The sequence below is a fragment of the Bradyrhizobium sp. B120 genome (genome assembly GCF_049075665.1).
Taxonomy (GTDB): Bacteria; Pseudomonadota; Alphaproteobacteria; order Rhizobiales; family Xanthobacteraceae; genus Bradyrhizobium.
Window position 1 is genome coordinate 5312202 of record NZ_CP185242.1, and the last position, 25971, is coordinate 5338172.

General features: G+C 64.8%; 33 protein-coding genes and 2 tRNA genes. 18 read left to right on the plus strand and 17 right to left on the minus strand.

Features of this window, described 5'->3' with window-relative positions; translation table 11 throughout:
* Positions 1-20: 20 nt before the first annotated feature.
* Positions 21-428, minus strand: coding sequence for a hypothetical protein (locus tag ACOIX3_RS24525; protein ID WP_420964632.1), 408 nt, complete (start codon positions 426-428; stop codon positions 21-23).
* A gap of 101 nt (positions 429-529) precedes the next feature.
* Positions 530-1330, minus strand: a complete 801-nt coding sequence (locus ACOIX3_RS24530; RefSeq protein WP_420964633.1) for a lytic murein transglycosylase — start codon at positions 1328-1330, stop codon at positions 530-532.
* A gap of 300 nt (positions 1331-1630) precedes the next feature.
* On the opposite strand from ACOIX3_RS24530, the gene ACOIX3_RS24535 reads away from it, so the two are divergent.
* Positions 1631-2131 carry a MerR family transcriptional regulator gene (locus tag ACOIX3_RS24535; RefSeq protein ID WP_420964634.1) on the plus strand — a complete coding sequence of 167 codons (501 nt, stop codon included), beginning with the start codon at positions 1631-1633 and terminating at the stop codon, positions 2129-2131.
* On the plus strand, positions 2067-2393 hold the full coding sequence (locus tag ACOIX3_RS24540) for a VOC family protein (RefSeq protein WP_420964635.1): 327 nt from the start codon (positions 2067-2069) through the stop codon (positions 2391-2393). Before ACOIX3_RS24535 ends, ACOIX3_RS24540 begins: the two co-directional genes overlap by 65 nt.
* 68 nt (positions 2394-2461) lie before the next feature.
* On the opposite strand, the gene ACOIX3_RS24545 is transcribed toward ACOIX3_RS24540, so the two are convergent.
* Both ACOIX3_RS24545 and ACOIX3_RS24550 read right to left on the minus strand, forming a co-directional pair.
* Positions 2462-2689 carry a hypothetical protein gene (locus ACOIX3_RS24545; RefSeq protein ID WP_021081740.1) on the minus strand — a complete coding sequence of 76 codons (228 nt, stop codon included), beginning with the start codon at positions 2687-2689 and terminating at the stop codon, positions 2462-2464.
* 155 nt (positions 2690-2844) lie between these two features.
* Positions 2845-3141 carry a hypothetical protein gene (locus tag ACOIX3_RS24550; protein ID WP_420964636.1) on the minus strand — a complete coding sequence of 99 codons (297 nt, stop codon included), beginning with the start codon at positions 3139-3141 and terminating at the stop codon, positions 2845-2847.
* Positions 3142-3568: 427 nt separating this feature from the next.
* Here ACOIX3_RS24550 and ACOIX3_RS24555 point away from each other — a divergent pair, with 427 nt between their 5' ends.
* Complete coding sequence (locus ACOIX3_RS24555) at positions 3569-3964, plus strand: NUDIX hydrolase (protein ID WP_420964637.1); 396 nt, start codon at positions 3569-3571, stop codon at positions 3962-3964.
* Positions 3965-4132: 168 nt separating this feature from the next.
* Positions 4133-5449 (plus strand): chloride channel protein, encoded by a 1317-nt coding sequence (locus ACOIX3_RS24560; RefSeq protein WP_420964638.1) that lies wholly within the window; start codon positions 4133-4135, stop codon positions 5447-5449.
* Positions 5450-5455: 6 nt separating this feature from the next.
* Here the strand turns inward: ACOIX3_RS24560 and ACOIX3_RS24565 are convergent, their stop codons facing one another.
* The 3 genes from ACOIX3_RS24565 to ACOIX3_RS24575 all read right to left on the minus strand — a co-directional run bounded on the left by ACOIX3_RS24565 (position 5456) and on the right by ACOIX3_RS24575 (position 9701).
* Complete coding sequence (locus ACOIX3_RS24565) at positions 5456-6652, minus strand: adenylate/guanylate cyclase domain-containing protein (protein WP_420964639.1); 1197 nt, start codon at positions 6650-6652, stop codon at positions 5456-5458.
* A 416-nt stretch (positions 6653-7068) separates the two neighbouring features.
* Positions 7069-8313 (minus strand): amidohydrolase family protein, encoded by a 1245-nt coding sequence (locus tag ACOIX3_RS24570; protein WP_420964640.1) that lies wholly within the window; start codon positions 8311-8313, stop codon positions 7069-7071.
* Between the two features lie 32 nt (positions 8314-8345).
* Positions 8346-9701 carry an MFS transporter gene (locus tag ACOIX3_RS24575; RefSeq protein ID WP_420964641.1) on the minus strand — a complete coding sequence of 452 codons (1356 nt, stop codon included), beginning with the start codon at positions 9699-9701 and terminating at the stop codon, positions 8346-8348.
* Positions 9702-9824: 123 nt separating this feature from the next.
* Between ACOIX3_RS24575 and ACOIX3_RS24580 the strand changes: the two genes are divergently transcribed.
* The gene (locus ACOIX3_RS24580; protein WP_420964642.1) at positions 9825-10751 is read left to right on the plus strand and encodes a LysR family transcriptional regulator; all 927 of its coding nucleotides are present in this window, start codon (positions 9825-9827) and stop codon (positions 10749-10751) included.
* A 247-nt stretch (positions 10752-10998) separates the two neighbouring features.
* Entirely contained in the window at positions 10999-11925 is a 927-nt protein-coding gene (locus ACOIX3_RS24585; RefSeq protein WP_420964643.1) for a hypothetical protein, read from the plus strand.
* Positions 11926-12162: 237 nt separating this feature from the next.
* On the opposite strand, the gene ACOIX3_RS24590 is transcribed toward ACOIX3_RS24585, so the two are convergent.
* Positions 12163-13623 carry a purine-cytosine permease family protein gene (locus ACOIX3_RS24590; protein ID WP_420964644.1) on the minus strand — a complete coding sequence of 487 codons (1461 nt, stop codon included), beginning with the start codon at positions 13621-13623 and terminating at the stop codon, positions 12163-12165.
* A gap of 297 nt (positions 13624-13920) precedes the next feature.
* Between ACOIX3_RS24590 and ACOIX3_RS24595 the strand changes: the two genes are divergently transcribed.
* Together ACOIX3_RS24595 and ACOIX3_RS24600 are read left to right on the plus strand one after the other, a co-directional pair.
* Positions 13921-14592, plus strand: coding sequence for an FMN-dependent NADH-azoreductase (locus ACOIX3_RS24595; RefSeq protein ID WP_420964645.1), 672 nt, complete (start codon positions 13921-13923; stop codon positions 14590-14592).
* 36 nt (positions 14593-14628) lie between these two features.
* Positions 14629-15513: a polysaccharide deacetylase family protein gene (locus ACOIX3_RS24600; RefSeq protein WP_420964646.1), complete on the plus strand. Its 885-nt coding sequence runs from the start codon at positions 14629-14631 to the stop codon at positions 15511-15513.
* Here the strand turns inward: ACOIX3_RS24600 and ACOIX3_RS24605 are convergent.
* Together ACOIX3_RS24605 and ACOIX3_RS24610 are read right to left on the minus strand one after the other, a co-directional pair.
* Positions 15494-16423, minus strand: a complete 930-nt coding sequence (locus tag ACOIX3_RS24605) for a LysR substrate-binding domain-containing protein (RefSeq protein WP_420964647.1) — start codon at positions 16421-16423, stop codon at positions 15494-15496. The two genes, ACOIX3_RS24600 and ACOIX3_RS24605, sit on opposite strands and share 20 nt — an antisense overlap.
* A 24-nt stretch (positions 16424-16447) precedes the next feature.
* Positions 16448-17059 (minus strand): DUF1989 domain-containing protein, encoded by a 612-nt coding sequence (locus ACOIX3_RS24610; protein ID WP_420964648.1) that lies wholly within the window; start codon positions 17057-17059, stop codon positions 16448-16450.
* Between the two features lie 103 nt (positions 17060-17162).
* Between ACOIX3_RS24610 and ACOIX3_RS24615 the strand changes: the two genes are divergently transcribed.
* On the plus strand, positions 17163-18038 hold the full coding sequence (locus ACOIX3_RS24615; RefSeq protein ID WP_420964649.1) for a LysR family transcriptional regulator: 876 nt from the start codon (positions 17163-17165) through the stop codon (positions 18036-18038).
* A 194-nt stretch (positions 18039-18232) separates the two neighbouring features.
* Here the strand turns inward: ACOIX3_RS24615 and ACOIX3_RS24620 are convergent.
* Positions 18233-18318 (minus strand) — tRNA-Tyr (locus tag ACOIX3_RS24620).
* Between the two features lie 194 nt (positions 18319-18512).
* On the opposite strand from ACOIX3_RS24620, the gene rlmB reads away from it, so the two are divergent.
* Complete coding sequence (gene rlmB, locus ACOIX3_RS24625) at positions 18513-19337, plus strand: 23S rRNA (guanosine(2251)-2'-O)-methyltransferase RlmB (protein ID WP_420964650.1); 825 nt, start codon at positions 18513-18515, stop codon at positions 19335-19337.
* Positions 19338-19397: 60 nt separating this feature from the next.
* Here rlmB and ACOIX3_RS24630 read toward each other — a convergent pair whose 3' ends face one another.
* From ACOIX3_RS24630 to ACOIX3_RS24645, 4 genes are all read right to left on the minus strand, one after another.
* Complete coding sequence (locus ACOIX3_RS24630; RefSeq protein WP_171947621.1) at positions 19398-19829, minus strand: hypothetical protein; 432 nt, start codon at positions 19827-19829, stop codon at positions 19398-19400.
* Between the two features lie 91 nt (positions 19830-19920).
* A complete protein-coding gene (locus tag ACOIX3_RS24635; protein ID WP_420964651.1) occupies positions 19921-20394 on the minus strand; it encodes a hypothetical protein in 474 nt (157 codons plus the stop codon).
* Between the two features lie 171 nt (positions 20395-20565).
* On the minus strand, positions 20566-21261 hold the full coding sequence (locus tag ACOIX3_RS24640) for an urease accessory protein (protein WP_420964652.1): 696 nt from the start codon (positions 21259-21261) through the stop codon (positions 20566-20568).
* A gap of 70 nt (positions 21262-21331) precedes the next feature.
* On the minus strand, positions 21332-22048 hold the full coding sequence (locus ACOIX3_RS24645; RefSeq protein WP_420964653.1) for a dienelactone hydrolase family protein: 717 nt from the start codon (positions 22046-22048) through the stop codon (positions 21332-21334).
* Between the two features lie 148 nt (positions 22049-22196).
* Between ACOIX3_RS24645 and ACOIX3_RS24650 the strand changes: the two genes are divergently transcribed.
* From ACOIX3_RS24650 to ACOIX3_RS24665, 4 genes are all read left to right on the plus strand, one after another.
* Positions 22197-22607, plus strand: a complete 411-nt coding sequence (locus tag ACOIX3_RS24650) for a hypothetical protein (RefSeq protein WP_420964654.1) — start codon at positions 22197-22199, stop codon at positions 22605-22607.
* Between the two features lie 181 nt (positions 22608-22788).
* Positions 22789-22863: transfer RNA gene (locus ACOIX3_RS24655), tRNA-Thr, on the plus strand.
* A 178-nt stretch (positions 22864-23041) separates the two neighbouring features.
* Positions 23042-23356: a DUF5658 family protein gene (locus ACOIX3_RS24660; protein ID WP_224924475.1), complete on the plus strand. Its 315-nt coding sequence runs from the start codon at positions 23042-23044 to the stop codon at positions 23354-23356.
* A gap of 102 nt (positions 23357-23458) precedes the next feature.
* Complete coding sequence (locus ACOIX3_RS24665; RefSeq protein WP_420964655.1) at positions 23459-23641, plus strand: hypothetical protein; 183 nt, start codon at positions 23459-23461, stop codon at positions 23639-23641.
* 7 nt (positions 23642-23648) lie between these two features.
* On the opposite strand, the gene ACOIX3_RS24670 is transcribed toward ACOIX3_RS24665, so the two are convergent.
* Positions 23649-23939: a hypothetical protein gene (locus tag ACOIX3_RS24670; RefSeq protein ID WP_420964656.1), complete on the minus strand. Its 291-nt coding sequence runs from the start codon at positions 23937-23939 to the stop codon at positions 23649-23651.
* Positions 23940-24009: 70 nt separating this feature from the next.
* Positions 24010-24306 (minus strand): hypothetical protein, encoded by a 297-nt coding sequence (locus ACOIX3_RS24675; RefSeq protein ID WP_420964657.1) that lies wholly within the window; start codon positions 24304-24306, stop codon positions 24010-24012.
* A 115-nt stretch (positions 24307-24421) separates the two neighbouring features.
* On the opposite strand from ACOIX3_RS24675, the gene ACOIX3_RS24680 reads away from it, so the two are divergent.
* From ACOIX3_RS24680 to ACOIX3_RS24695, 4 genes are all read left to right on the plus strand, one after another.
* Positions 24422-24610, plus strand: a complete 189-nt coding sequence (locus ACOIX3_RS24680; protein ID WP_420964658.1) for a hypothetical protein — start codon at positions 24422-24424, stop codon at positions 24608-24610.
* Between the two features lie 86 nt (positions 24611-24696).
* Complete coding sequence (locus ACOIX3_RS24685) at positions 24697-24876, plus strand: hypothetical protein (RefSeq protein WP_420964659.1); 180 nt, start codon at positions 24697-24699, stop codon at positions 24874-24876.
* Positions 24877-25036: 160 nt separating this feature from the next.
* Entirely contained in the window at positions 25037-25267 is a 231-nt protein-coding gene (locus ACOIX3_RS24690; protein WP_420964660.1) for a hypothetical protein, read from the plus strand.
* A 133-nt stretch (positions 25268-25400) separates the two neighbouring features.
* The gene (locus ACOIX3_RS24695) at positions 25401-25952 is read left to right on the plus strand and encodes a hypothetical protein (protein ID WP_420964661.1); all 552 of its coding nucleotides are present in this window, start codon (positions 25401-25403) and stop codon (positions 25950-25952) included.
* The last annotated feature ends 19 nt before the right edge of the window (positions 25953-25971 follow it).

Below are 25971 nucleotides of genomic sequence, written 5' to 3' on the forward strand. Positions count from 1 at the left end.
GATCGCGCCTGGAGAGCTGCTCAACGGCTCGAGCGTTTCGGCAATTTCGGCAGCTTGCTTGGATCGAATTTCGGCAGCGGCAGATCCGCCGGCGGCTCGGGCGTCACCTCGTGGCTCGGCATCAGCGTCACCTCGAAGGCGAGATCGGGCACGGCATCGGCCCTGCCCGTGCAGGTCGCGATCGCGCCGCTGAAGATACCCTCGAGCCGCACCACGAGATCGTCGGTGCCGAACACGGTCGCATGACCATCGGAATGCCGCCTGGTGGTGAGAACGGCTGAGAAGCGCTCGCCGTCGACCTCATAGGTGCCGCTGTAGAGCATGATGGCATCGCTGCCCCACAGCCTGCCGTCGGCCACATGCACGATGCCGGTGCCGTCGGCGAGCGACGTTCGAAACCACGCCGCATAGGTGCCGTTCTTGAGCATGGAGCCGGTCTCCACTCGCTCCGTTTCACCGCAAACGATCTGGGCACCGTTGCGTTAACAGGGGGTGAAGGAACCTAGAGTGAAGGAACTTGGCCCTGCGCTCATTGGCCGCCGTCGATCTGCCGTCCCATGATCGCGATCGCCTTCTGATAGACCCCTGCCGCGTTCCACGCCTCGATCGCGGCGAAATTGGGTTCCCCGGGCTGATAGCCGGCGCCTGCGCGCCAGCCATTGGCGCGCAGGAAGTTCGCCGTCGAGCTCAGCGCGTTGGCGGCGACGTCGAGATTGCCGGTGCCATAGGCGAGGACGTTCTTCGGCATGAACTGGGTCTGGCCGATTTCACCATGCATCGATCCGCGCGTGCTGCCGGATAGACTGCCGCGGTCGATCAGCTTCAGCGCGGCATAGAGCTGCTCGGTGAAGAACTCGGGACGGCGGCAGTCATAGGCAAGCGTCGCGATCGACGACAGCATGTTCCGGTTGCCGCGCTGGCTGCCGAAGCCGCTCTCCATGCCCCAGATCGCGATCAGCGGTCCCGGCGGCACGCCGTAGCGCTGCTGGATCGAGGCGAACAGCGCCGCCTGCGACTGCTTCAGCGAACGGCCGCGCGCCACGATGGTCGCAGACCCACGCTTGGCCATGAACTGCTCGAGCGACAGGCCAAAACTGCGCTGACCGCGATCCGCGGCGATCGTCGCACTGGCGTAGTGTGCCTGCATCAACGCGTCGATCGCGGTGGCGCCGACGCCCTTGGCCCTCGCCTCGCCGGCAAACTGCTCCTTCCAGGCTTCGAACCCGCCGGGCCCGTTGCCGCACTGCGCCGCGTTCGCTTCTGCGCCCAGCGTTGCAACCATCACGACGATGGCGAGCGCCGACGTCGCAATCTGCCAGCCTCTGATCATCCGAACCCCCTCCGAAAAATGTGCCGCCGCCCCTCGCGGGCGCGGCGCTGACGATGGCCTGATGTAGATGACCCGGCGATGAACGATCCGCCTCAAATTCGGCCGCGGACCGTCACGATATGTCGCCGGCGGCGGATTCGCCATCCCGGCCAGGTCAGGCAGGCCGGGACATTTGGCCCCTGCGTCCGTGTCGGCGGATTGACGGCGTTCAGCGGCGGCGCCCCGGCAAGCCCCGCAACACGGCGCTTGACATTGCCACTAATGAGAAGGTGCTAGGCCGACCCTCGACAGGAGATCGCGATGCGGATTCAGGAGGCTGCACACCATCTTGGCGTGAGTGCACGGACGCTTCGGCACTATGAGGCGGCCGGCCTGATCGTGCCGCGCCGGAATTCGAACGGCTATCGAAGCTACGCCGCGTCGGAGATCGAGCGGGCTGCGTGGGTGAGAGACCTCATCGCCGCGGGCTTCTCGACCCGCGAGCTTCGCAACCTCCTGACCGCGCTTGAAGACGGCCGGCGCGGCGCGCGCGTGAGCTGCTCCGCAGTGATGCAGGAGAAGCTCGACCAGATCGATCGAGCGATCGCGGCACTGCGCAAGCGGCGGCGCGCCTTGTCGCGTCGTCTGGCTGAGCCGGATGGCGGTCGCAGCAACATGAGAACATCAGGACCTGGCGATGAAGATACTCAATATCCTGGCGAGACGTTACCTGCCGCTCGAGGGCCTGGACGAAGCCGTGGCCTTCCACGAAGCCCTGATCGGCCAGCCGGCGCGGCTTCGCTTCGACTATCCCGAACATGATCTCAGGCTGGCGCAGGTCGCCTCGATCCTGTTCATTGCAGGGACGGAACGGAGCCTGAAGCCGTTCACGGCGACGCATCTGACGTTTCTGGTCGACGACATCGACGCATTCGCCGCGCATCTCCCCGGCGTCGGCGCCACGATACTCGAGGCCGCCAAGCCGGTCCCGACCGGCCGCAACATGCTGGTGCTGCATCCGGACCAGACACGCGTCGAATATGTCGAGCATCGCGACAAGCATCCCGCCGATGTGCTGCCTTGAGCATGTCAACCACACGGCGGTGCTGACCGCAGCACCAGTTCGCGAAATGCCGTACGCGATGCTGCGTTCTACGGCACCTCGCCTCGCCGCAGCGGGCCAACGGTCTGCGGGCGGTTGAGGAAGAACTCGCGGTTGCCAAGCGCGGCCTCCGCATACTGGTCGATCGCCACGATGATCGCCTGCACGTGGTGAAAGCACCAGCCTTCCCGCGTCGCCATGTGCCGGACCTCGGCCAGCGCCTTGATCCAGGGCGCATGATCATCGCTGTCGTGGAAATACCGAAGCGGCTCTCTCATCTTTCCTCCGGCAGATCACGTCCTCCAGCTCGGCGCGCTTGCGCGACAGCAGAAGCTGCGCCGATGCACTATCGCGTCCGGCCTGCCTCAGCCGGTTCACGGATGCGTCGAGTGCGCGCAACTCGGCGCGCAGCCGTTGCATCCTGGGTGCGTCATCACCCACGCGCTTCGCCGGCGACGAGCTCTCGCTTCGCCGCGCGAAGGAAGATCGGTGTCGCGGCACGGCGGCGCGGAGCAACGCCCGCATGCACGATGATCGGCTCGCGGTCGCCCAGCATGCCCCGCTCTTCGACCAGACGGCTCATCACCAGACGCATCTTCAGGAGGTCCCCGGCCACGAAGGCGCAGTCCTCATCCCGGTTGATCTGCTGTCGCATGATGGCCTCGGCCTCGAGCATGCTGACGCGCAGCGCCCTGATCTGCCTGCGAATTTCGTTGATGCGGTTGTCCATGGCGGCCTCCTATTCACGGTGGAAGGCAATTAGAACAAAACAAGAACATGCAGTCAAGCGGCGGGAGCCTGCCTGTCGTGGATTTTTGTCATCGCAGGTCGCGCCAGTTCCTGCCGTGGGAACCAGAAGGATCACCATTCTCACGAACTCAACGTGAGGATGTTCGATGAAGCGAGACCAGAGAGCCGCGGACCAACGCGCCCCGCCGGATCATGGTGAAGCCGCGACAGACCGTCACAGCCGGCCGCCTCTTCTTCTGCGGCCTCCCTTACGAGGATGCGCGTCGTCAGGATTTCCTCAGTGCTCGGGCCTTCCGCGGCAGACAAACCGCCGACACATGACTGTGGAACAATTCGCCCTTGGAACTTGTCTACTCAAATAGACAAATTAAGATGGGATCGATTCTGTTTCGATCATTGCGCAGTACATGACGAAGTCTTCCAAACTGGTTGCCGCGAAGCGCGGCAAGGTCCTTCTGGTCCGACGTCGGTCTGACGGGCTGTGGATGTTCCCCGGCGGCCGCAGGCGTGCGCGCGAGACCGGCAAGGACTGCCTGAAGCGTGAGATCAAGGAAGAGCTGCCGAAGCTCAAGCTCGGCAGGCTCAGCCTGTGGAAGGAAGTGACGGCCAAGAACAAGCGTTCCGGCCGCAAGATGAGCGATGCGATCTTCATCGCCAAGAACGCCAAGGGACGGCTGGCGATCGGCGACAAGAAGGAGATCGACCGTGCCGCCTGGCAGAAGCCCCGCGGACTTCGCCTGACGGCAACCTCGCGCTACATCCGCGATCGGCTGTTTCCAAGGAAACAGCGGAGCCGGAGATAGACGGCAGGACATCTGCCGCGCGCGGAAAATCACAGATTTCATCTTCGGCATGTGGCGGCTGCGCGGGCATGCCTTGCTGATTTGTTGAGCTTCGCCCACCATCGACGCGTGCTAGGAATGATGTGATCCGTCCGGACCGGACACGACATCAGCCGGAATTGCGTCAGAATGGGCTTCCCCTCCAACCGCCAGAGGCGGCTGTTCAGAATCGTTTCCGCGCGCTGGCAGCGCCGGGCCATCTTCCTGCTGGGCGGCATCGCGGTCGGTGCGGCAGCTGTCGCGCTCGCACAGCTCGCGGATCTGGCGCAGGTCGCTTTTGCGGCACTGGTGTCGCATGTCCGCTATGCCTCGCTGGTGCTGACGCCGATAGGCTTCGCGCTGTCGGTCTACCTGACCAATCGCTTTTTTCAGAACGCGCAGGGCAGCGGCATCCCGCAGGCCATTGCCGCACGCCATTTGACCGACCAGACCGCGCGCGAAAGCCTGGTTTCGCTGCGCATTGCCGCCGGCAAGATTCTGCTGACCTTGTTCGGCCTGCTGTGCGGCGCGTCGGTCGGGCGCGAGGGACCGACGGTGCAGATCGGCGCGTCGATCATGTTTGCGCTCGGCCGCTTCTCGCCCCGGCGCCAGCCCGGCTTGATCCTCGCCGGTGCTGCCGCGGGCGTCGCGGCAGCCTTCAACACCCCGCTGGCCGGGATCGTGTTCGGCATCGAGGAAATGAGCCGCGCCTTCGAGACGCGAACCTCCAGCCTGATCATCGGCGCGGTGATCGCCGCCGGCCTGACCTCGCTCGCACTGATGGGCAATTACACCTATTTCGGCACCAGTGCGACGGCGCTGCGCAACGGCGCCGACTGGCTCGCGGTGCCGCTGTGCGGCGTGGCCGGAGGTCTGGCAGGTGGCCTGTTCAGCCGCATCCTGATCGCCATGGCGCGCGGATTTGCCAATCCGGTCGGACGCACGATCAAGCGTTACCCGGTCGGCTTTGCCGCGATCTGCGGATTTGCGGCGGCGATATGCGGCGGGATCGCTTCCGACGGCGCGATCTACGGCACGGGATATCAGCAGGTCAAATCCGCGCTCGAAGCCGGATCACAATTGCCCGCGAGCTTCAGCGTGTGGAAATTCCTGGCCACCACATTCGCCTCGATCAGCGGCATGCCGGGCGGCATCTTCGCGCCCTCCCTCGCGGTCGGCGCCGGGCTCGGCTCCAACATCGCGCCGCTGTTTCACGGCGCGCCGCTTGCGGCCATCATGCTGCTCGGCATGGTCTCGTATTTTGCCGGCGTGGTTCAGGCCCCGATTACGGCCTTCGTGATCGTCACCGAGATGACCGACAATCACGCCATGGTCGTGCCGCTGATGGCCGCGGCCCTGATCGCGCATGCGAGCTCGCGCCTGATCTGCAAGGAAGGCGTCTATCACGCCCTCGCCAAGGGATTCATCGATCGGGCTGCGCCGGCGCAGCAGGCGACGCCAGCCTGAGATTCTTCAGCCGCTATAGGCAAACAGCTCGATCGGCTCGCTGAAACCGCGCACCGGATGCTCGCCGACATGCTCGAGCGCGAAATCGTGCTCGACCAGGTCCGCAAAGGCGCGGGACAGCAGCACCGTCTTCTTCAACTGCTTGGTGAGCGCTTCGAGCCGCGAGGCCATGTTCACGGCGGGGCCGATCACGGTGAAGTCGAGCCGGGTGCGCGATCCGATATTGCCGTACATGACGTCGCCGACATGGACGCCGATGCCGTAATTCATCGGCGCCCGGCCCATCATGCCGTTCCGTTCGCTGAGCGCCGCCATCGCCAGCCGCGCCTCGGCTACCGCATGCAGCAGGTTGGCGCAGGCCTTGGGATCGCTGAGCGGGAAAATGGCGAGCAGACCGTCGCCGATGAATTTCAGGATTTCCCCGCCATGCCGCGCAATCGGCTCCGACATCGCGTCGAAATAGTCGTTCAGCAGATCGATCACGTCATCGCGCGGCCAGGAGTCCGAGATCCGGGTGAAATCCCGCAAGTCGCAGATCATGATCGCGGCGCGCACCGTCGTGCCGCTGCCCCGCCGCGTCGCGCCGGCCAGGATCAGCTCGCCGGCATGCGCGCCGACATAGGTTTCGAGCAGCGTCCGCGCCAGGCGGTTCTTCATCCGGATCTCGCTGACCAGCGCCAGCACCGGCAGCACCGTCTTCAGGCTGGCGATCTGCGCATCATCGAAACCGCCGGCACGATCGGTCGCGAAGGTCACGACATGCCGCTTGCCGAGCGTATGCAGCAGCGGCCAGGCCACATAATCGGTCAGGCCCTGCGCCCGCATGTCGTCATAGAGCGCGTGCTTGCGGCCCTGCGACGGGTCACGTTCGAGCTTCTCGCGCACCTCGTCGGCACCCTGATGGATTTCGTAGACCGGACTGCCGATATATTCCGAGCGCTGCTGGACATCGTAGTCGATCCGCGTGATCTCGGCCTCGCGTTTCCCGTCGGCCCAGATGATCCGGGCGCCGAGCCATTGCGGATGCTGGATCAGGAGGTTCATCGTCGCCCGCTTGAGCGGAATGCCCGCGCCCTGCAGCCGGATGCAAAGCTCGGCGAAGATATTGTCGATGAAGCGCTGGTCGCGCGTCTGGTTGGTCAACCAACTCACAACGTCGCCGTCGGACTGCGGCGGGGCGGAATCGATGTTGGGCGCGTTCATGGCTGGCTCCGGAGCGGCGGGTGGGGTCGGCAACCGGTATGTCGTGCTTCCGCCCGGCCACGTCAACGCCGCCTGCGGTATCGTGATCGAGCTAGTCGGCCTGCCCGAGCCCCTCGAAGGGCACCGCGGGCCTCCGCGTGGTGTGGAGAGGCCGGACGGTCATAAGATAGCCAAATGCGATAGCCTGCCGTCGCATGGACGTGGTGCCAAAATATCGAAAACAACCCCATGCAAAGTAGCCGGCGGATAGGGCAACTTGACTCGTCGGGCAAATCAGTGGCATTCTTCTATTATTCAGAAATCGTGCCGAGCCAGGCCATGGGACGTGGCCGATAGCCATATGCGATCGACCTGCCCGCTTGCGGGAGCGTTCAGGAGCCTGTCGCAGGATCGGTTCGGCCCGACCTCTTCCTGTCCTACCCGCCCAGCCTGTCGACTTCGGCCTTGCCGGCCTTCATGACCAGCGGGATGTGCTCGCCCTGCCCAAGCAGGCAGGTGACATCGCGCAGCGGATTGCCCTCTACTACCAGCAGGTCGGCAAAGGCCTCCGGCGCGATGCGGCCGAGCTTGCCTTCCATGCCGAGCACCTCGGCGCCGATAATGGTCGCGCTCGCGATCACCGCCTGCGGGCCCAACAATTCGGCCCGGATCCGGAACTCCTCGCTCTGCAGCCGCTGCGACGGGCCGAGCAGATCGCTGCCGTACCCCATCTTGACGCCGGCCTCGCGATAGATCGCGAGCGAGCGCAAGCCGGCGTCGCGCACGTCGGCGACCTTGGCGACGCTCGCCGCCGGCAGGCCGTATTTGGCGCCTTCGGTGGCCAACGCCTCATATGTGACGAGCGTCGGCACCACGTAAGCGCCCTGCTCCGCCATCAGGCGCGCGGTCGGCAGGTCGACCAGATTGCCGTGCTCGATGGTGCGCACGCCGCAGCGCACCGCGCGCTCGATCGCTTCCGCAGTGTAGGCATGGGCCAGCACATAGGTGTGCCGCGCCTTCGCCTCCGCGACGATGGCGCGGATCTCGTCCTCGGAATAGCCGTAGGCGCCGATCGGATCGGTGGGTGATGCAACGCCGCCGGACGCCATGATCTTGATCTGGTCGGCGCCCATCTGCAGTTCCTCGCGCACCGCCTTGCGCACCGCATCGACGCCGTCGACGACGCGCGCGATCGCGCCGACCCGCACGCAGCAGGAGCAGGTCGGGTCGGCCAGATAGTCGGAGCGTGCGCGTCCGTCGCCATGGCCGCCGGTCTGGCTCAGCGCGCGGCCGGAGACGAACAGCCTCGGACCATCGGTCAGGCCGGTGTCGATCGCCTGCTTGAGCGCGTAGCCTGCGCCGCCGGCATCGCGGACCGTGGTGAAGCCGCGCTTCAGCATGCCTCGCAGCAGCATGGTCGAGCGCAGCGTCACCAGCACGTTGGCCATCCGCGCCTGTTGCGACAGGTCGAGCTCGACGGCGACCGCATGCACATGCAGGTCGATCAGGCCGGGCATCAGGGTCTTGCCCTTGAGGTCGATGATGCGATCGGCCGAGGCCTCGATCGGCCGGTCGGACACCTCCTTGATCAGGCGATCCTCGACCAGCACGTGATGTCCTTCGAGCAGATCGGACCGCAGCGGATCGAGCAACGCGGCATTCTTGAAGAGGGTCGTGGACATAAGGGTCTCCTGTCAGAACGTAGCCCGCGTGATCACGCGGCTTCGCTTGCGATGTCTTCCAGCGATCGGCCGCGCGTCGGCACGCCCATCAGCACGACGGTGACGGCGCCGATCAACAGCACGGTCGTGGTGACGCCGAACACGCCGGCGAAACCAAAGTTCGGATAGAGGTAGCCGACCAGGATCGGGGCAATGATCGCGCCGATGCGGCCGATGGCGGACGCGAGCCCTGCCCCCGTGGTCCTGATCGCCGTCGGAAACACTTCGGCCGTGTAGGCATAGACGCCGGCATAGGTACCGTTCATGAAGAACGACAGCAGCAGGCCGGCCGTCATGATCTGCCCGTCGCTCGCGGCAAAGGCGAGCCCGAGCGCGCTGGCGCCGCCGAGGATCATGTAGGTCGCGATCGTGGACTGCCGGCCGATCCGCTCGTTGAAGAAAGCGGCGGTGAAATAGCCGGGCACCTGCGCGCAATACATCGCGAGCGAATAGCCGAAACTCTTGGTGATGCTCATGCCGTTCTGCACCAGCAGGCCGGGAATCCAGACGAAGAAGGAATAATAGCTGAACGTGATCGACAGCCACATGATCCAGGTCATGGTGGTGATCCGCGCCTGGCGGCCGGCCAGCAGCGCCGCAAAATTGCTCAGCAGCGTTCCCGACGATACGGCAGGCGCAGCGGGCTCGGCGACTGGCGCCGGCAGCACGCGGCCCTCCCGCGCGAAGCTCGCCTCGACCTTGTCGAGCACCGCCTCGGCTTCTTTCACCCTGCCGCGGCTTTCCAGCCAGCGCGGCGATTCCGGCAGCGACCGGCGCCACCACAGCAGCATCACGACAGGGATGGCGGTGATGACGAGCACGATGCGCCAGCCGTTCTCGTAGGCCGGCACGATGAAATAGCCGAGCAAGGCAGCTGCGACGAAGCCGAACGAGAAGAAGCCGGCGAGCGCGCCGGTGAAGGCGCCGCGGTAACGCCGCGCCACGAATTCCGCGAGATATGGCGCGATGATCGCGCTTTCCGCACCGGTGCCCATGCCGGCGACGACGCGCGCGGCGAAGAATGCCGGCCAACTGTCCACTGTCGCGCTCACCAGCGAAGCCACGCTGTAGAGCGCGAGCGCCGACATCATCACCGCACGGCGGCCGATCAGGTCGCCCAGCGTCCCCGCGAGCAGCGCGCCGAACAGATAGCCGACGAAGGTGCTGCTGCCGAGCACGCCGGTCTCGACATTGCTGAGCCCCCAGGCGGTGCGCAGCACCGGCAGGATGAACGCCAGCACGGCGGCGTCCATCGCGTCGAACAGATAGCCCAGGCCGCCCATCAGCAGCAGGTGCACATGGAAACGCGCGAACGGCAGGCGCTCGATGCGCGCCGAAATCATCGACATGAAATAGCCCCCCTCCGCCCCGCGGTCGGCACGCGCCGCGAGGTCAGTCCGGGGGAATGATAGACAAATCGGTATTATGGGAATAATTTATAATTGTTATCTGGCACATCACCATTGTGAATATTGCTCGTGTCCTTCCGCACGCTCGACCTCAATCTGCTGAAAGTCTTCGAGGCACTGATGACCGAGGGCAGCGTCACGCGCGCGGCGAGCGCGCTGACGATGACCCAGCCCGCCGTCAGCAACGCCCTCGCCCGCTTGCGCGACGCGCTCGGCGATCCCCTGTTCGTACGATCAGCCAGCGGGATCCGCCCGACGCAGCGCGCGGTGGCGCTGTGGCAGCCGATCGGCGATGCGCTGGAACACGTCCGCCACGCGCTCGACGAGGACGCTTTCGATCCGCGGCGCACCGAGGCCGAGTTCAGCCTGTCGATGTCGGATTACGTGTCCTCGCTGGTGATGCCGCGGCTCATCAACCGCTTCGGCGAAATCGCGCCGTCCGCGCGCATCCACACCTTGCCGAACACCATCCTGGAGATCGGCGACCGGCTCGAGGACAACCGGGTCGATTGCGTGCTGAGCGTCTATGTCAACGAGGCGCAGCAGCCGCCGGCCGCAATCCGCTCGCGCTCGTTATGGACCGTCGAATATGCCTGCATGATGCGGCGGGATCATCCGCTGGCGAACAGGAAGCGGCTCAACGCGCGCAGCTTCCTCAACGCCAAGCACGTCGATGTCAGCCTCGCCGGCAAGACGCTGCCGACCTACGACCAGTTCCTCGCCTCGCGCGGGCTGTCGCGCAATCTGGTCACGACCGTCAATCACTACAACGCCGCCTACGAGATCGTCCGCCAGTCCGACCTGATCGCGGTGCTGCCGCGCGATCTCAGCGCGCAGTCCCGCCACGCACCGCATCTGCATGCGGTGCCGGTGCCGCTGCCGGCGCCGCCGCGCATCGTCAGCCTGTTCTGGCACCAGCGCAACGACACCGTCCCCGCGCAGCGCTGGCTGCGCGAGACATTGGTGGAGCTGTTCGCACGGATGGAGTGAATGGGCGGCACTGATCGCGTCAGATGTAACCCATCTTCGCCCTCTTGGCATCGGGCTGCCTTCCCTCACTGGACATCTACCGGCAGTTCGCCTTGAGCCGGATCGCACTCTCTTACCCCCTCACACGAGTTGGCGGCGAGCAGCACCCTTGCATATCCGCTTGCAGCGGCTTCGGATCAAGCGAGAAATCGCTTGCGCACTATCAATAGTTGTGGAACCCTAGTTTCATACTTTGGGGACAACCATTATGTTTAGTCGATTTGCAGTCGCAGCATTTTGCTGCGCGGTGACGGCTGGCTGCGCAACCTTGCCTACCGAGCAAGCTGATGGTGTTTCACTAGCGCTCGTCGAAACTCGAGTGAAATGCGAGATTGGGCGAGCCTACAAAGAACTTGGCAGCAGGGTTGATGCGTCTGGCAAGCACGTTTTCCCGGACCTAAGCAGATGGGCCGCGGCCGTGACGTTGTCTATGTTGGTAGACACCACGGGAGGAATAGCCCCATCAGGTTCGGCGATCGGACCATTTGGTAGTCTAAGCCCTCTTGAGATATCTGCTGGTGCAAGCCTCAATGCCAAGCGTACTGCACTGTCCAACGTTTACACGGCGTTCGCAGAAGCTGCACTCCACGACTGTAGAAACATTCCTGTCGGCATCTTGCTCGAAGGTAATCTCGGCCTGGCTGAGTGGATTGTCCGCGTCTTCGAAGATCAACTCAAGGTTCAGCAGGCGGCCGAGGCAAGTGCTGGCTTCGGTCAGGCTTTGCCATTCACGGGCAAAGATAAGTCGATTGGATACACGCTCGATTTTCTTACCACCTTGAACGCCGGCGTAACTCCGAACTGGGCCTTCAGCGGTGGCTCGATAAAGGCTGGCATCTCATACGAAGCAAAGCTGACCAACTCGCTCGACATCGCGATGGTCGAGATGAGTCCAGGTGACTTCGAGAAGATTTTCCAACCCGTGCATATCAAAGCAGTGACCAAGCAGGTGGATGAGATCGATTCAAGCGGCCCCAATCTCGTGAAAAGGAAGAAGACCGTCATAGTGACTCCAGCGCGCACGGAATATCGCTATGTGGGAAGAACCGGGATCGGCTACGAAACTAAGGGCAACCTAGACGCCGTTTTACAACAATTGAACAACAAGCTCCTCGTTCAAAGCCTTAGGAGATAGCTCCACGGGACGCATGTAGCGTCCGGAGAGGTAGAAGCCGAAGACATTCGGCATCGATCATCCGATGCCCTCCGGCTATCTGGCCCTTCTGGCCTACCCGTTTGTCGCATGTTCTCGAAGCATAAGCGTGAAGATCCGTCGGGCGCCTAGGCGTCGGGGTCATCGGCCGTCGACCAACGAACCCGACGGGTGATGATTGCGAGGGTGGTGTAAGGCGGTGGAACGTGTTCGCCCCTGTCAGGTCGACGTGGGCGCGGGTTCGATCGACGCGGCGTCCGCGGCCGGCGACGGGACGCTCCGTGCCAGCGGACGTCCAAACAGCCGATGCAGGGCAAGGTAGCTCACCATCGCGACACCGATGCCGGTGAGCCACGACAGATCCACCCCGCCGGTCGCCAACGCAAGCGGGCCCTGCATGGCCTTGATCGTGCCCATCTGGAAGGCCCACGCCGCCGCGAAGCCGGCAGCAAAGGCGATCAGTCCCGCCCAGTTGAAATCACGATCCCGGCCCGGCTCCTCGTAGAGCGAACTGACATCGATCCGGCCGCGTCGCACCAAATAGAAGTCCGCGAGCGTCACGCCGGCCCATGGGCTGATCCAGACGATCAGGGCGACCATGAAATTGTCGAAGGCATGGGCAAAATCGCCCGACTGCAGGAAGCCGTACAGGATCGCGGAGGCGATCAGGCCGGACAGCACCGAGATCACCCAGCGCGGCCGCCGCAGATCGAGTGCCAGCGACGACAGCGCCGCTGAATAGATCACGACGATATTGGTCGCAATCGGGCCGTGGAGCAGCACCAGCAGCACCGGCAGCGCCATCGTGCCGAAGGCCGCGATGATTAGCTTCGACGGATCGGAGCCGGCGCCGGCCGACGCAATGGCCGCACCGAGAAAAGCGAGCCAGACCGTCGGCAGGAACATGCCGAGGAATGTCGCCCGAAACACCTTGGCGGCACCGAGCGAGGGCCTGGTGAACCGCGTATAGTCCGACGCATAGGTCAGCCACGAAATGCCCCAGCCGATGCCGATCGCGGTCATCAATTGCGTCGCCGCGGCGAATGCCGGCATGCCGGTTACGGTCGAGGCCTGCCACTTGATATCGACGCGCAGGAAAGCGAGCGCGGTCATGACCGCCATGATCAAGAGGATGAACGGCATGGTGTAGCGCTCGAACACCTTGATGGCATTGAAGCCCCAGGCCGCGATGGCGATCTGGAACAGCATCACCAGCACCGCGATCGCGTATTTGAGCTCGACGCCGCCGCCGATCCCCATCCGCTCCAGCGCCGCCATGCAGAGGTCGAGCACGATCCAGGTGTTGATCGCGACCCATCCCATCGGCATCAGCACCTGCGCCAGTGCCGGCAGATAGGCGCCGCGGCGGCCGAACGCCAGCCGGCCCAGCACCATCTGCGGCACGCCGGTGCGATGTCCCATCAGGCAGAAGGCGGCAAACAGCGCCGCACCGAACAGATTGCCGACGACGATGACGGCAAGCGTTTGCAGCAGGCTGAGGCCGAGCTGGATTCCGAGCGCGCCCAGCACCCAGTTGATCGGCGCGATGTTCGCGCCGGTCCAGATCCAGAACTGATCGAACGATGACGAGGTGCGGTGCGCCGCCGGCACCGGTTCAATTCCGTGGGCATCGAAGCCGGCCTCATCCTGCGCCGGAAGCTGTGTCTGCTTGAGCAACATGTTTCCCCCGTTGTCCGGCGCATTGGTTTGGGCCGGGATGGGGTATCTGAGCAGCAGGCAGCGCTGAGGCGATAATGAGAAATCCTCAAGCCGGGTTGAGACGACATCGAGAGTGAAGTTTGGGTGCCGAATGGCAACAGATCGCGCCGCGACCGGGCCCGATGATCGCGTCACTATGGCGCGCTGCTTCACTGTTGAGATTTTCTCAACTCAGCTGCCGGATTCGTCAATCACACCGAACCCGGCATTTGGTCATTGTGGGGCCAACGCATTGCTCCCAATCAGCCGAGGCCAGGGATGACGACACTTCTGCATATCGATGCCAGCCCGCGCGGCGACCGTTCGGTCAGCCGGAAACTCTCCAAATCGTTTGTCGAGCACTGGCTGACGCACGAGCCCAGCGCCACCATCATTTCGCGCGATGTCGGCCGCAACCCGCCGCCGCTCATCACTGAGGCGTGGGTCGCTGCCGCCTTCACCGCGCCCGGCGACCGCACGGCGGAGCAGCACGACGAACTTCGTCTCTCCGACGAACTGATCGACGAGCTTGAACGCGCCAATGTGATCGTCATCGGGGCGCCGATGCACAATTACGGCATGCCGGCGGCGTTGAAGTCGTGGTTCGACAAGGTGATCCGCATCGACAAGACCTTCAGCTTCGATCTCGCGCGCGGCGACTTTCCGCTCGAGCCGATCATGCGCGGCAAGGCGCTGGTGGTGCTGAGCTCGCGCGGCGAATTCGGCTTCGGCCCCGGCGGGGTGCGGGAGACCATGAACCATCTGGAGACCCACATCTTCACCTGCGCGCACTATCTCGGGGTGCAGGAGAGCCATCTGATCGCGGTCGACTATCAGGAGTTCAACGATGACCGCTACCGGCGCTCGCTCGCCGACGCCTCCGCCGCGATTCCGGTGCTGGTCCGGCAGTGTCTTGGAATCGACGGGCCTGTTAGTGTGGCCGCGGAATGATGCGCCGCTGTCCGCCGGCTGCACGAGGATGATCCGATGATCCGCAATCCCATCCCCTGGCCGAACGGGGCGCGTTGCGCCTGTGCGATCACGTTCGACGTCGACGCCGACAGTCTCATCCACATCGCCCGGCCGAAGGATTCGTTCGACCGGCTCTATCCGATCACGATGGGACGATACGGGCCGACCGTCGGCGTGCCGCGCATCCTGGAAACCTATCGCCGCCTCGGCCTGAAGCAATCGTTCTTCATGCCGGCCTGGACCATGCAGCGCTATCCGGATGCGGTGGAGGCGATCCTTAAGGCGGGCCACGAGATCGGCCATCACGGCTACATCCATGAGGACCCGACGGAGATTTCCTCGGCCGAGCAGCGCGAGGCCTTCGAACGCGCGCTCGGCATTCACGTCGCGATGACCGGGCGCAAGCCGCGCGGCTACCGCGCGCCGGTCTACAACGCCAACCAGACCACGATCGATCTCCTGATCGAGCACGGCTTTGTCTACGATTCGTCGCTGATGGCCGACGACATCCCGTACCAGATGCGCACGGCGCGCGGGTCGCTCTACGAGATGCCGCCGCACTGGGGATCGGACGACTGGCCGCCCTTCGCCCATTACGCGGAGATCGGCTACATGATGCCGGTCAAATCGCCGAGCGAGGGCCTTGCCGCCTCGTTCGAGGAGTTCGAGGCGGCCTATGAGGCCGGCGGATTCTGGATGGGGATCTGGCACCCGTTCCTCACCGGCCGACTTGCCCGCTGGCGCGTCGTGGAGCGCTGGCTCGAAGAGATCGTTGCCGAGCGCAAGGTCTGGTTCGCATCGCTCGAGGACATCGCCGCGCATCTCGACGGCCTGGTCGAGGCAGGCACCTATCAGGTCCGCGTCGAGACCCTGCCCTACTTCACGCAGCCCGTGTCATGACCTGTTCGGGAGCTGCACGAAAGGTGGCCGCCTCGGCTCGCAGCCAGTCGATGAACGCCGTCACCGCTTTGCGCCGGGCGGCACTCGGCGCATCGACGAGACGATAGGCGAAGCCCGCAAGTGCGGGGCCATCGAGCCGGCGCAACGTGCCCTGACGCAATTGCTCGTCCACCAGCGCATCGCTGCACAACAGCGGTCCGAGCCCGCGCTCGGCGGCGTGCAACGCCAGCGGCTCCTCGCTGTACCAGGAGATGCGAAAGTCCCGGCCGGGATCATGATCGGCCCCCGCGAGCCAGGCCGACCACGCCGGCGAATCCAGCGTGGCGTTCTTCCAGCGGTAGGCCAGCAGCGAGCGCGAGCGGACATCGTCAATGCCAAGACGAGCACCGGGCGGACAAATCGCGCTCGCCGCAACCGCAATGTAGCGATCGCTGAACAGCACCGACGTCTCGCCGGCGCGGTCAGCGCGGCCGTAGCGGATCGCCAGATCGACGCCGTCGGCGCCCGGCGTCCGCACCTCCTCGGTCGCATCGATGTGGACGACGAGGTGCGGAAACGCCGCGTTGAAGCGCGCGAGCCGCGGCATCAGCCAGCGCTCGGCGAAGGCGCGCGTGGTCGATACCGTGATCGCATTGCCGTCGGTCGGCGGACGGATCGCGGCAAACGCGCTCGCCATGCGGTCGAAGCCGTCGCGCAGCATGGGGAACACCGCGTGGCCCTCCGCGGTCAGCACGACCGCGCGGCCGGAGCGTTCGAACAGCTTGTGTCCGAGAATCGCCTCGAGTTGCCGGACCTGGTGGCTGATCGCCGTCACCGTGACACAGAGCTCATTGGCGGCGGCGGTGAAGCTCTCGTGGCGCGCAGCGGCTTCGAACGCACGGACGGCATTGAGCGGCGGCAGTTTGCGCATGATCGGTTCTCCGCGCTGACAGGATCAGGCGATGAGGAAGTGAGCGTCGGTCGGCCGCATGTCGTTCACCGGCACCATGTCCTGCGGACAGGCGGAAAACACGATGACGAGATCCATCTCGGCACGCAGCGCCACATACTGCCCGGCCTCGCTGACGGGAGGCTTGAAGTCCAGTTGTCCATGGTCGGCGACGGGCACATTCATGAACAGATTGAGCGGCGCCGGCGTCACCGCAGCCGACAGGCCGACCGCCTCGAGCGCGTGCGCCAGGTTCTGTGTGCAATTGTCGTGATGGCCGGCGGCGCCGAGCTCGCGATAGCGGTGAATGTCGCAGGCCGCGATCAAGGTGTCGTGGATCCCCGGCGTGGTGTCGGCGACCAAGGTGAGGATCGCGCGGCGCCGGTTGGTGGTCAGCGTGTCGCCCACGCGCGGAACGAGCCGCAGCATCGATGCGCGGCTATGCTCCATCGACATGAACTCGCCGGTGTCGCGGGCATTGAACGCCCAGGTATCGACCACCTGCTTGCCATGGGTGTTGACGACCATCACCGTCTCTCCCGCATCGAGGCGCGCCGCCACGCCGTTGCGGGCCGGAATCAGACGGGCGCGGGTCAGATCGATGGTTGCTGCGGTCATTTGGTGCCTCCTCAATGGCTCGTTGCGCCATTGGAGCACCGCTCGTCATGTAATCCTAATAATATTAATTGTGTCCATTATAGCAGATTCGTATAGTCGACCCATGCGCCTCAGACAGCTCGAATGCTTCCGCGCCCTGATGCTCCACGGCACGATGACCAGGGCGGCCGAACTGCTCGGCATGTCGCAGCCCGGCATCAGCACGATGATCGCGGGCCTCGAGCACGAGACCGGCCTCAATCTCTTCCTGCGCCGCGGCGGCCGCCTGCAACCGACCCCGGAAGCCAAGCTGTTCTATGTCGAGGCGGCGCGCGCCCTCGAAGCCGCCGAGAACGCGTCGCGCGTTGCGGCCGAGATCAGGTCCGGGCGGCGCGGTCACCTCGCGATCGCGGCCTATCCGAGCATTTCGATCAACCTGCTGCCGCGCCTGCTGTCGCAGTTCGCCAGGGGCAAGCCCGAACTGCAGATCAAGATCATCACGCGCAATTCCGCGACCGTCCGCGAGCTGATCTCGACGCAGCAATTCGATCTCGCGGTCGCCGAGCTGCCGCTGGATTATCCGACCTCGCACATGGAGGTGTTCTCGTATGAGTGCGTGTGCATGCTGCCGCATGCGCATCCGCTCGCGAAGCTGAAGCAGATCACCCCTGACGACCTCAACGGCGTCCCGTTCGTCACGCTGTTTCGCGGCGATCCGATCTACCAGCAACTGGCATCCGCCTTCTCCGAATATGGCGCGCGCTGGAACGTGGTGGCGGAGACCGAGTTCTTCTCGACCGCGTGCCAGCTCGTCGCCGAGGGCCGCGGCGTCGGCATCGTCGATCCCGTGGTGAGCAAGCCCTTTACCGACGGCCTCGCCATCCGCCCGTTCAAGCCGAAGATCCAGTACCAGATCGCGATCCTCTCCCCGACGCACGAAGCGCCGTCCCAGATGGCGCAGGATTTCGCCAAGCTGCTGCGGCGTGGGTTGCGGGGGTGAGTCGTGGTGGCGGCGCGAGACGCCTTGTCGGCATGCCCAGCGAAATGGGAGGAACGTGTCGAGTTGAAGTTCGTGGAAGCGAGGCCCTTGGCCAGTCCGTCTTCGCTTTCGCTCGCGCTCAAGCTACGCCGGACACGCTTTGCCCTGACGGGCCGGGCGTGGCTGCGCCACGCGTAGCCCGTCAGGGCGAAGCGTGGTGGGGGAGGCAGGACTCGAACCTGCGAAGCCATGAGGCGGCTGATTTACAGTCAGCTCCCTTTGCCACTCGGGACACTCCCCCGTCCAACAGCGTCGAACCGGCCGCGCGAGTGGCGGCGGACCGGGTCATCGAAATGACGCTGATAACCGGCCGACCCGAAACGGGTGCGCGGTCGGGCGCGTTTATGGGCGAAGGCGGTCCCCAAAGTCAACCAAGCCGGCGCGCAATTTGCCGGTTAAATTGCCATTCTGCGACACCCGTGACACAAGCCTCACATGAGCGATCGCGACCGCAAACCCAATTTCCGAGGCAAGGGCGGTAAACCCTTCCAAAAAGGGCCGAAATTCGGCCGCCCGCCGGCCCGGCGCGAGCGCGAATCCGGTTCCGACGGACCGGTGATTCTGTATGGCTGGCACACGGTGGCGGCGGCGCTTGCCAACCCGGACCGCCAGATCCGCAAGCTTTACCTCACCGAGAACGCCGCCAAGCGCCTCGCCGACGAAAACATCGCAACCCGGGTCACCCCGGAGCTCGTCCGGCCCGGCGATATCGACCGGCGCCTCACCCCCGATGCCGTGCATCAGGGCCTGTTGGCGGAGGCCGAACCCCTGCCCTCGCCCGGCATCGACACGCTGGCGCAGGAGGGCATCGTGCTGGTGCTCGACCAGATCACCGATCCGCACAATGTCGGCGCCATCCTGCGCTCGGCCGCGGCGTTTGCGGTGAAGGCGATCGTCACCACCGCCCGCCACAGCCCGGAGGCGACCGGCGTGCTGGCGAAGTCCGCGTCCGGCGCGCTCGAGCTGGTGCCGATGATCACCGTGCAGAATCTGGCACGCGCGCTCAACGAACTGAACGACCACGGCTTCCAGACCGTCGGCCTCGACAGCGAGGGCTCCGAGGATCTCGGCAAGGTGGCATTGCAACAGCCGCTCGCGCTGGTGCTCGGCGCCGAAGGCAAGGGCTTGCGGCAATTGACGCGCGAGACCTGCCGCGTCGTCGCCCGCCTCGACATGCCCGGCGAGATCAAGAGCCTCAACGTGTCGAACGCCTGTGTGCTCGCGCTCTATATCGGCGCCAGCCGGCTCGGGCTGATGTAAGCGAAAACGCCCGCTCGCTTGACGCGAACGGGCGCTGATATCTCGTCGACGATCGTTGGATCAGTAGTAGCGGCGCAGCACCGGATGGCCGTAGCGATGCGGCGCGTAGCCGTAGCGATAGCCGTAGTGCGGACGGTAGGGCCGATAGTGATGGCGGTAGCCGTAGTGGCGATAGCCGTAATACGGGCGGCCATAGCCTTGGCGGTAGTACGGGCGCGGCGCCCAATTGCCCGGACCGGTGTAGCTCGGTCCCTGGTTGACGTAATAGTACTGCTGCGCTGCGTCGGGGTAGGCCGCATCCGGGTCGGGCAGCCGTTCGACCGCGCCGTAACCGCCATAGCCGTAGCCGTAGCCACCGCAGCCCCCGCAGCCATAGGTCACGGCAGGCGCGGCATAAACCGGCGCACCGCAAGGGTTGAAACCGCACGCCATTGCGGGCGCGGTCACCATGACGGCCACGGCCGCAATCAGTCCTTTGATCATTTGACGCATTACTCTCTCCTGATGGTCTCTCTGTTCGTCGCGTAGCTCTTGGTGGCTATGAAGGCGCCCCGCGAGGGGCTGTTGATTTGGGACAGTTGATTTAGGGGCCTCGGGGACGCGGTGGCCGCGGGACCGGTCCGGGCAGCGGCCGCGGCCCGTTGAACTGCGGCGCGTAGATCACCGGCGGCGGATCGACCGGCACGTTGGACTGTGCCGGGAGCGGCGCGGATTGCGCCCCCCACGATTGATGATAACTCTCGGCCGGCTGCGGCAGGCGGCGGTTGGCCGGCGGCTCGATCTCGAGGCGGCCGTAACCCGGCATGTGGCCGAGGCTCGGATAATAGTGGCCGACATTCGGCTGGGGATCGATCGGGCGGCCGCCATAGACGGTCGGCACCATCGAGTCGTTGCGGGCCAGCCCCATCGCGCTTTCGACCACGGCGTAGGACGCGTCGACGCCATTGATGATGATGGGCACGCCGGGGCGATTGGGCACGACGATGTCGAAGCCGCCGCCGGCCAGCGCCGTCGAGGTCATCGCAGCCAATATCGTCAGCGCAAGACTTCCGCGCATGTTCACCCAGCGTCCCGAATTGTTCCACCCGCAGCCTAATCCAACGGCTTGGCGGAAGGGTTAAGGACGCAGGCCAAACTGGCGGTAAGCCTAACGCGTAAGCATCCGCATCAGGTCAATGCGGCCGTGCGGGATCAGGAATCGTTAACGGCGGTTCTGGGTGCGTATGCGTCAGGTGAACGCGTTCTCGATGATCGCGTGGATGCCGATCGCCATGGTGACCGCGCCGACCGCCATTTGCAGGCCGCGATTGGCCCAGGTCAGCCAGCGTGCGGAGGCCGCGAGCGGCACCGCGATCACACTGGACAGCACGCCCATCCCGATCATCGAGCCGACGCCGAACAGCGCGACATAGCCGAGCCCGATCACCGGGTTTGGGGCCTGCGACACCGTTAGCACCAACAGCGCCGCCGAGCCCGCCATGCCGTGCATCAGACCGACCAGCAGCGTGCGCCAGCGGAAGCCATGGGCGTGGCTGTGCGCCGTGCGGACGTGCGAGCTGGTTTCGCCGGCGTGACTGTGGGCGTGGAAATGCGTCATGCCATCGCCATGCGAATGGGTGTGGAAGTGTACGCGATCGCGCCACAGCCGCCACCACACATGCGCGCCGAGGCCGACCAGCATGATGCCGACCGCGGTCTCGATCGGCTGCGCGACCGTCTCGGGGATCGCGTGCCCGAGCAGGATCGCGGCGCCGGCGAAGACGAACAGCGTGAGCGTGTGACCGAGGCCCCAGGTCAGGCCGTGCTTGACGATGTCACCGACATGGGTGCGCCGCGCCGCGATGCTCGACACCGCCGCGATGTGATCCGGCTCCAGCGCATGCTGCATGCCGAGCAGAAAGCCAAGACTCAAGATTCCGAACATCAATCCCCCGCGCCGGCGCGTGACGGCAGATCAAACACCACATCGCCGATCTTGTCAGGCCGGCATCTCGTCAAACCAGCACCTCGTCAAACAGGCCTTGCATCGCCGCCCAGGAGCGGCGGTCGGCCCGCGCGTCGTAGAGCGCCGACTTCATGATCGAGCCGTCGGCGGACGGGTTGGTGAAGCCGTGCAGCGTGTTGCCGTAGCTGATCACCTGCCAGTCGGCAACCTTGGCGGCGCGCATCTCGTTCTCGAACGCCACGACCTGGTCGGACGGCGCCAGCGGATCATCGGCCCCGGTCAAGACCAGCACGCTCGCCCTCACCGCACCCGCTGCCGCAGGCTGCGTGGTCGAGAGCACGCCATGGAAGCTGACGACGGCCTTGAGGTCCGCGCCGTCGCGCGCGAGCTCGAGCACGACCGTGCCGCCGAAGCAGAAGCCGATCGCCGCGCAACGGGTAGCGTCGACCTCGGGCAATGCCGTGAGCGTCGCGAGCGCGGCGCGGGCCCGTGCGCGGAGCGTGGCAGGGCTTGTGCGCAAATGACCGATCAGCGCCATCGCCTGCTGCAGATCGGCGGCCTGCCGCCGCTCGCCGAACATGTCGGCGGCAAGCGCCACATAGCCGTGCTCGGCAAGCCTGCGCGCCCGCTCCATCGTGAAATCGCCGAGCCCGAGCCCTTCGTGGAATACCAGCACGCCGGGACGCTTTACGCCGCGGTCCTTGAACGCAAGATAGCCGCGCAAATTGGCGTCGCCGGCGGCGTAGTCGATGTCGCGTGCGTGCATCGAATTCCCTTCAAAAGCGCATGATCCGGAACGCATCGTGCGCGCGCGTTTGGGAACTTCACACTGGTTTGAACGCAGGGCAAGACCGCGCCGGAACAGGCACGGCACAGCGAGATTAGCTCTGCACTACGGCAAGAGGAGATCTCGCATGACACAGCTTAAGATCGTTGGCGCTGTCGCGCTCGTCGCCGCGGCGCTTGCGAGCCCCGTAATGGCGCAGCAGACCATCGGCACGCCCGCACGCTGCTCGAACGCAACTCCGGATGCCCGATGCCAGGCGATGGCTGCGGGCACGACCCGCACCACCTACCACCACCGCTCCGACCGGCGTGACCGCGACTGGCAGGGCAGCTACAACCGGTATGACCCCGGCCCCTTCGGGCCCGTCGACGCTGCAGCCGGTGTGGTGGGCGGCGTGGTCGGTGGCGCCGTCGGAACAGCCGCCGCGATCGCCACCGCCCCGATCGGCGGCGCGGAATATGCCCGGCAAAACGGCTTTGTCTGCACCCCCGGCACCTGGTTCCGCGGCAGCGACGGCCTGCGGCATCCCTGCCAGTAGCTCAGGCTAAACACTGATGTGCAAAAGGCGGCCTTCGGGCCGCCTTTTTTTGCCGCCGAGCCGGTGGAGGCGAAGCGGTCGATCCGGATCTCCCGGGTTCTGGGCCTTCGGGTTCTGGTCTTCAGGTTCTGGCCCCGGCGCACCAAGTCTGCTATGCGAGCGCGCAAATCATACCCATGTCGCCGGCTTAGCTCAGCGGTAGAGCAGCAGTTTTGTAAACTGAAGGTCGGGGGTTCAATCCCCTCAGCCGGCACCAGTTTTTCGCGAAAATCATTGAGACCGGTCGATTGACCGTCCCCCGGTAGGGGGTACCCAACCTAGTTGGTTTGGAGGGCGGGCGTTGGATAACCGGGGCGTGGAGGCTTGCACTCGCCGAAAACATCCCGCAAAATTGCTCAACAGGGAGCCACAAGCGGATTTCGGGCAGGGACCGGATGACGGAAAAGCAGTTGCGGGCGAGGACGTCGTTCCTGAAGGCAATGCTGTTGGTCTGCGCCCTGCTGATGGGCTACTCGGATCTCATCACCACCAACGAGATCTTGCAGCGGGGAATGGGCGAACTGAACCCGTTCATGTGGCTCACCCAGGAGTGGCTCGGTGAATGGTGGCTTATTGCCAAGCTGGGCCTAACCTACCTCGTGATATGGTTGCTCTGGCACGGCAACAGCGAACGCCAAGTGGCTTATGTGGTCGCCTTCATTGCACTGCCCGTCTACAATAATCTGTTCATCCTGGCGGGCGCCAATTGAGCTGACCTTGCGGTGATGCTGGCGAGCCGCCGTTAGCGCTGCCTGGCACGGTTGCCGAGACTCGCTGTTTCACAATGCACACTGCCAGGCGCGGTTCTGACTATGGACTGGTCCTATTATCTCGTCGGCGTTGCTGTTGCCCTGCTCCTCCTCGCCTATCGCCTGCATGGCGGGCTGTTCAGGAAGGACACGCTGCGGGACGAGAGACTGAATCGATTGATCGATGCACGCATCGATCGCATGGACCTGAAGCGCGACAAAAAGCACGAGCCGTCCGAGCTATGAAGACTGCTCAGCCACGCCTCGTCGCGCGCAGCTTCAGTCGGCCGAGATCGACCGTCGACCGCAGCAACCCCGCCAGCTCGTAGGAGAATACGGCAGCTCCGAGCATGGCGAAGCGGGCTTCGATGCCGGCGAACTGACCGAAGCACGATTCTTCGACGCAGATGCCGACGCGGTCCGTTGCTGCAAATCTCTTGATGATCCCGTGAACGTCGACCGTCCTGCCGGCGATGTCGCCTTCAAACCGAAGTGCCTGGGCATCGAGTCCTCCATGCGGATCTACACGGCTTGCGCCGCGCATTGTCCTTGATCGAAGCCGAGCACGTATTTGCGGCTCAATCAAAGAGCCTCGCTTGGATTACCCACAACGTTTAACGGAAGCCGTAGTCTTCCGGTCTCCACCAGATGCCAGGCATCACCGACGGCACTTGCGGAAACACGCAAGGCGGCGGCGACTCATCGAGAGAGCCTTGCTCGGCAGTTCGCAAGCAAAGCAGGATGATGTCCGTCATCTCAGTGCGCTTTGCGAAACGCAACTCGTAAGCCTGCCGCTGGACGCCGACGGCGGACAGCTGACCTATCAAGCTTGCGCCGGTCTCAAGCGCGTCTCGGATATCGGCGATCAGTAGCTGGTCAATGTCGACAGCGGTCGGGAACCAGCCGGACACCCTGCTCCCTGGCAGGAATCGTGGGATCATCCCCGTAGCATCACCCATCCGTTGCCTTGTTTCTGTCCTTGCAGCCCAAAACGCGGTATGCAGAATGAGGGATGGGACTCAGCCAATGACCTATTTGATCCTTGCCCGGGATGGCACCAGCCAAATCGTGCTGAAGCGCGACAGCGAAGACGCGGCCGAGAAGAAGGCGCGCGAGCTGAAGGAGATGGGTTGGTTCGAGGTCGAGGTCCGCGAGGACAAGGCCGGCCATCCGGTCGCGGCTACGACGACCGATCGGTCCAACACCCTTCAATAACGCCTTCGCTTCATGACGCCTTCCCTTCAATGACGTCTTGATGAACCTTTGCCGGACGGCCCTTACACATGTGTGAGGAGCCTACGATGTCCGACACAGCCCATTATCGCTTCCAGTCCGATCAGGCGCGACGGCTGGCCCGCCAGGTCACCGACGCCGCGGTGCGTGAAAAGCTGCTCGAAATGGCCGAGGAGTATGGCCGCTACGCCGACCTGATCGAGGCCCGCAGCATCGAACCGGCCCCCGTCGAGGCGATGGCTCACTAGGCTGACCCGCCCGCTCCCGCCGGCACACCGGGCTGGTGGACTCCCGACTTGAGCTCTCAGGTCTGCTCCTGACGCACTTTCTCAAGATTGATGTCAAACCGCGCGAAAACGCCTGAGGATTTGTTCGGAACATTATGCCCCCTCACGCGATTTTCCCCGCATGAGGGTACGCGAGACCAACCGCAATTTGATGCTTCTGGGCAGCTTCACGCTGCTGAGCGTGGCCGCTGCCGGCATCGTCGCCCTGCTCGATCCGGCGCCCGCGCCGGCCAACGCCGCGCCCCGGCCGGCCGCGAATCAGGCCCCGGTCCCAAGCCAAGCACTGACCCAGACGCGGGTCCGGATCGTCGGTACCCCGTTCGTCCCGAACACCAATCCCCGCCAGCGCTGACCGTCCTCGCGCCCGCGCACGTCACAATTTTGTCACCGTGCCTGCAAAACAGGCGTCTTCGTCAACCATCATGATTGCGAGTGCTTGCTTCCGCGGGGTTGCTCTGATGCAATCCGCGCGCTCAGGGTGCGCCATGAAGTGGATGAAGGAACGCGATCTCCTGATCGCGCAGACAATGGCTTTCGTACAGTCGGTGAAGGGCAAGCTGCCCGACGCCGAGCTGCCGACGCCTGCCCCGCGGACCGCCGTGCCGCCAGCGGCTGCCCCGCTGCCCGCCACCACGGCGACCATGGTCGAGCCAGCCCTTGAGACAAAGCCAGTCTTGGAGGCAAAGCCCGCCTTGGAGGCAAAGCCGGCTCCGGAAATCAAGCCTGCGGCCGAGGTCCAAAGGGTGGTCATGCCGCCGCCGCTGCCGGTGCCGACCGTGCTCGAGGGCCTGCCGCCCGCGCCGCCGCCTTTGACGGTGACCGTCGTCGAAGTCCCGCCGCCGCCGGCGCAGCCGCCGCAATTTGCCAAGCTCGACATCAGCGGCGACTTCGGATCCGAGGTGCGGGAGCGTGTTGCCAGTTTCCGCGCGCAGCAGCAGCGTTTCCTCAGGGAGCGCGAGGAATACTGCACCACGACCATGGCCAAGGTCCGCGCCGCGATCCGCGACAACAGCGAGCTGCCGCGCTCCGGCAAGTAACCGGCGCCCCTTCTCGCTG

Excerpts from the sequence above, each read along its gene's own strand:
- ACOIX3_RS24525 (WP_420964632.1), bottom strand. The coding sequence starts at position 428 with ATGCTCAAGAACGGCACCTATGCGGCGTGGTTTCGAACGTCGCTCGCC.
- ACOIX3_RS24530 (WP_420964633.1), bottom strand. The coding sequence starts at position 1,330 with ATGATCAGAGGCTGGCAGATTGCGACGTCGGCGCTCGCCATCGTCGTG.
- ACOIX3_RS24535 (WP_420964634.1), top strand. The coding sequence starts at position 1,631 with ATGCGGATTCAGGAGGCTGCACACCATCTTGGCGTGAGTGCACGGACG.
- ACOIX3_RS24545 (WP_021081740.1), bottom strand. The coding sequence starts at position 2,689 with ATGAGAGAGCCGCTTCGGTATTTCCACGACAGCGATGATCATGCGCCC.
- ACOIX3_RS24550 (WP_420964636.1), bottom strand. The coding sequence starts at position 3,141 with ATGGACAACCGCATCAACGAAATTCGCAGGCAGATCAGGGCGCTGCGC.
- ACOIX3_RS24555 (WP_420964637.1), top strand. The coding sequence starts at position 3,569 with ATGACGAAGTCTTCCAAACTGGTTGCCGCGAAGCGCGGCAAGGTCCTT.
- ACOIX3_RS24560 (WP_420964638.1), top strand. The coding sequence starts at position 4,133 with ATGGGCTTCCCCTCCAACCGCCAGAGGCGGCTGTTCAGAATCGTTTCC.
- ACOIX3_RS24565 (WP_420964639.1), bottom strand. The coding sequence starts at position 6,652 with ATGAACGCGCCCAACATCGATTCCGCCCCGCCGCAGTCCGACGGCGAC.
- ACOIX3_RS24570 (WP_420964640.1), bottom strand. The coding sequence starts at position 8,313 with ATGTCCACGACCCTCTTCAAGAATGCCGCGTTGCTCGATCCGCTGCGG.
- ACOIX3_RS24575 (WP_420964641.1), bottom strand. The coding sequence starts at position 9,701 with ATGTCGATGATTTCGGCGCGCATCGAGCGCCTGCCGTTCGCGCGTTTC.
- ACOIX3_RS24585 (WP_420964643.1), top strand. The coding sequence starts at position 10,999 with ATGTTTAGTCGATTTGCAGTCGCAGCATTTTGCTGCGCGGTGACGGCT.
- ACOIX3_RS24590 (WP_420964644.1), bottom strand. The coding sequence starts at position 13,623 with ATGTTGCTCAAGCAGACACAGCTTCCGGCGCAGGATGAGGCCGGCTTC.
- ACOIX3_RS24595 (WP_420964645.1), top strand. The coding sequence starts at position 13,921 with ATGACGACACTTCTGCATATCGATGCCAGCCCGCGCGGCGACCGTTCG.
- ACOIX3_RS24600 (WP_420964646.1), top strand. The coding sequence starts at position 14,629 with ATGATCCGCAATCCCATCCCCTGGCCGAACGGGGCGCGTTGCGCCTGT.
- ACOIX3_RS24605 (WP_420964647.1), bottom strand. The coding sequence starts at position 16,423 with ATGCGCAAACTGCCGCCGCTCAATGCCGTCCGTGCGTTCGAAGCCGCT.
- ACOIX3_RS24610 (WP_420964648.1), bottom strand. The coding sequence starts at position 17,059 with ATGACCGCAGCAACCATCGATCTGACCCGCGCCCGTCTGATTCCGGCC.
- ACOIX3_RS24615 (WP_420964649.1), top strand. The coding sequence starts at position 17,163 with ATGCGCCTCAGACAGCTCGAATGCTTCCGCGCCCTGATGCTCCACGGC.
- rlmB (WP_420964650.1), top strand. The coding sequence starts at position 18,513 with ATGAGCGATCGCGACCGCAAACCCAATTTCCGAGGCAAGGGCGGTAAA.
- ACOIX3_RS24630 (WP_171947621.1), bottom strand. The coding sequence starts at position 19,829 with ATGCGTCAAATGATCAAAGGACTGATTGCGGCCGTGGCCGTCATGGTG.
- ACOIX3_RS24635 (WP_420964651.1), bottom strand. The coding sequence starts at position 20,394 with ATGCGCGGAAGTCTTGCGCTGACGATATTGGCTGCGATGACCTCGACG.
- ACOIX3_RS24640 (WP_420964652.1), bottom strand. The coding sequence starts at position 21,261 with ATGTTCGGAATCTTGAGTCTTGGCTTTCTGCTCGGCATGCAGCATGCG.
- ACOIX3_RS24645 (WP_420964653.1), bottom strand. The coding sequence starts at position 22,048 with ATGCACGCACGCGACATCGACTACGCCGCCGGCGACGCCAATTTGCGC.
- ACOIX3_RS24650 (WP_420964654.1), top strand. The coding sequence starts at position 22,197 with ATGACACAGCTTAAGATCGTTGGCGCTGTCGCGCTCGTCGCCGCGGCG.
- ACOIX3_RS24660 (WP_224924475.1), top strand. The coding sequence starts at position 23,042 with ATGACGGAAAAGCAGTTGCGGGCGAGGACGTCGTTCCTGAAGGCAATG.
- ACOIX3_RS24665 (WP_420964655.1), top strand. The coding sequence starts at position 23,459 with ATGGACTGGTCCTATTATCTCGTCGGCGTTGCTGTTGCCCTGCTCCTC.
- ACOIX3_RS24670 (WP_420964656.1), bottom strand. The coding sequence starts at position 23,939 with ATGCGCGGCGCAAGCCGTGTAGATCCGCATGGAGGACTCGATGCCCAG.
- ACOIX3_RS24680 (WP_420964658.1), top strand. The coding sequence starts at position 24,422 with ATGACCTATTTGATCCTTGCCCGGGATGGCACCAGCCAAATCGTGCTG.
- ACOIX3_RS24685 (WP_420964659.1), top strand. The coding sequence starts at position 24,697 with ATGTCCGACACAGCCCATTATCGCTTCCAGTCCGATCAGGCGCGACGG.
- ACOIX3_RS24690 (WP_420964660.1), top strand. The coding sequence starts at position 25,037 with ATGAGGGTACGCGAGACCAACCGCAATTTGATGCTTCTGGGCAGCTTC.
- ACOIX3_RS24695 (WP_420964661.1), top strand. The coding sequence starts at position 25,401 with ATGAAGTGGATGAAGGAACGCGATCTCCTGATCGCGCAGACAATGGCT.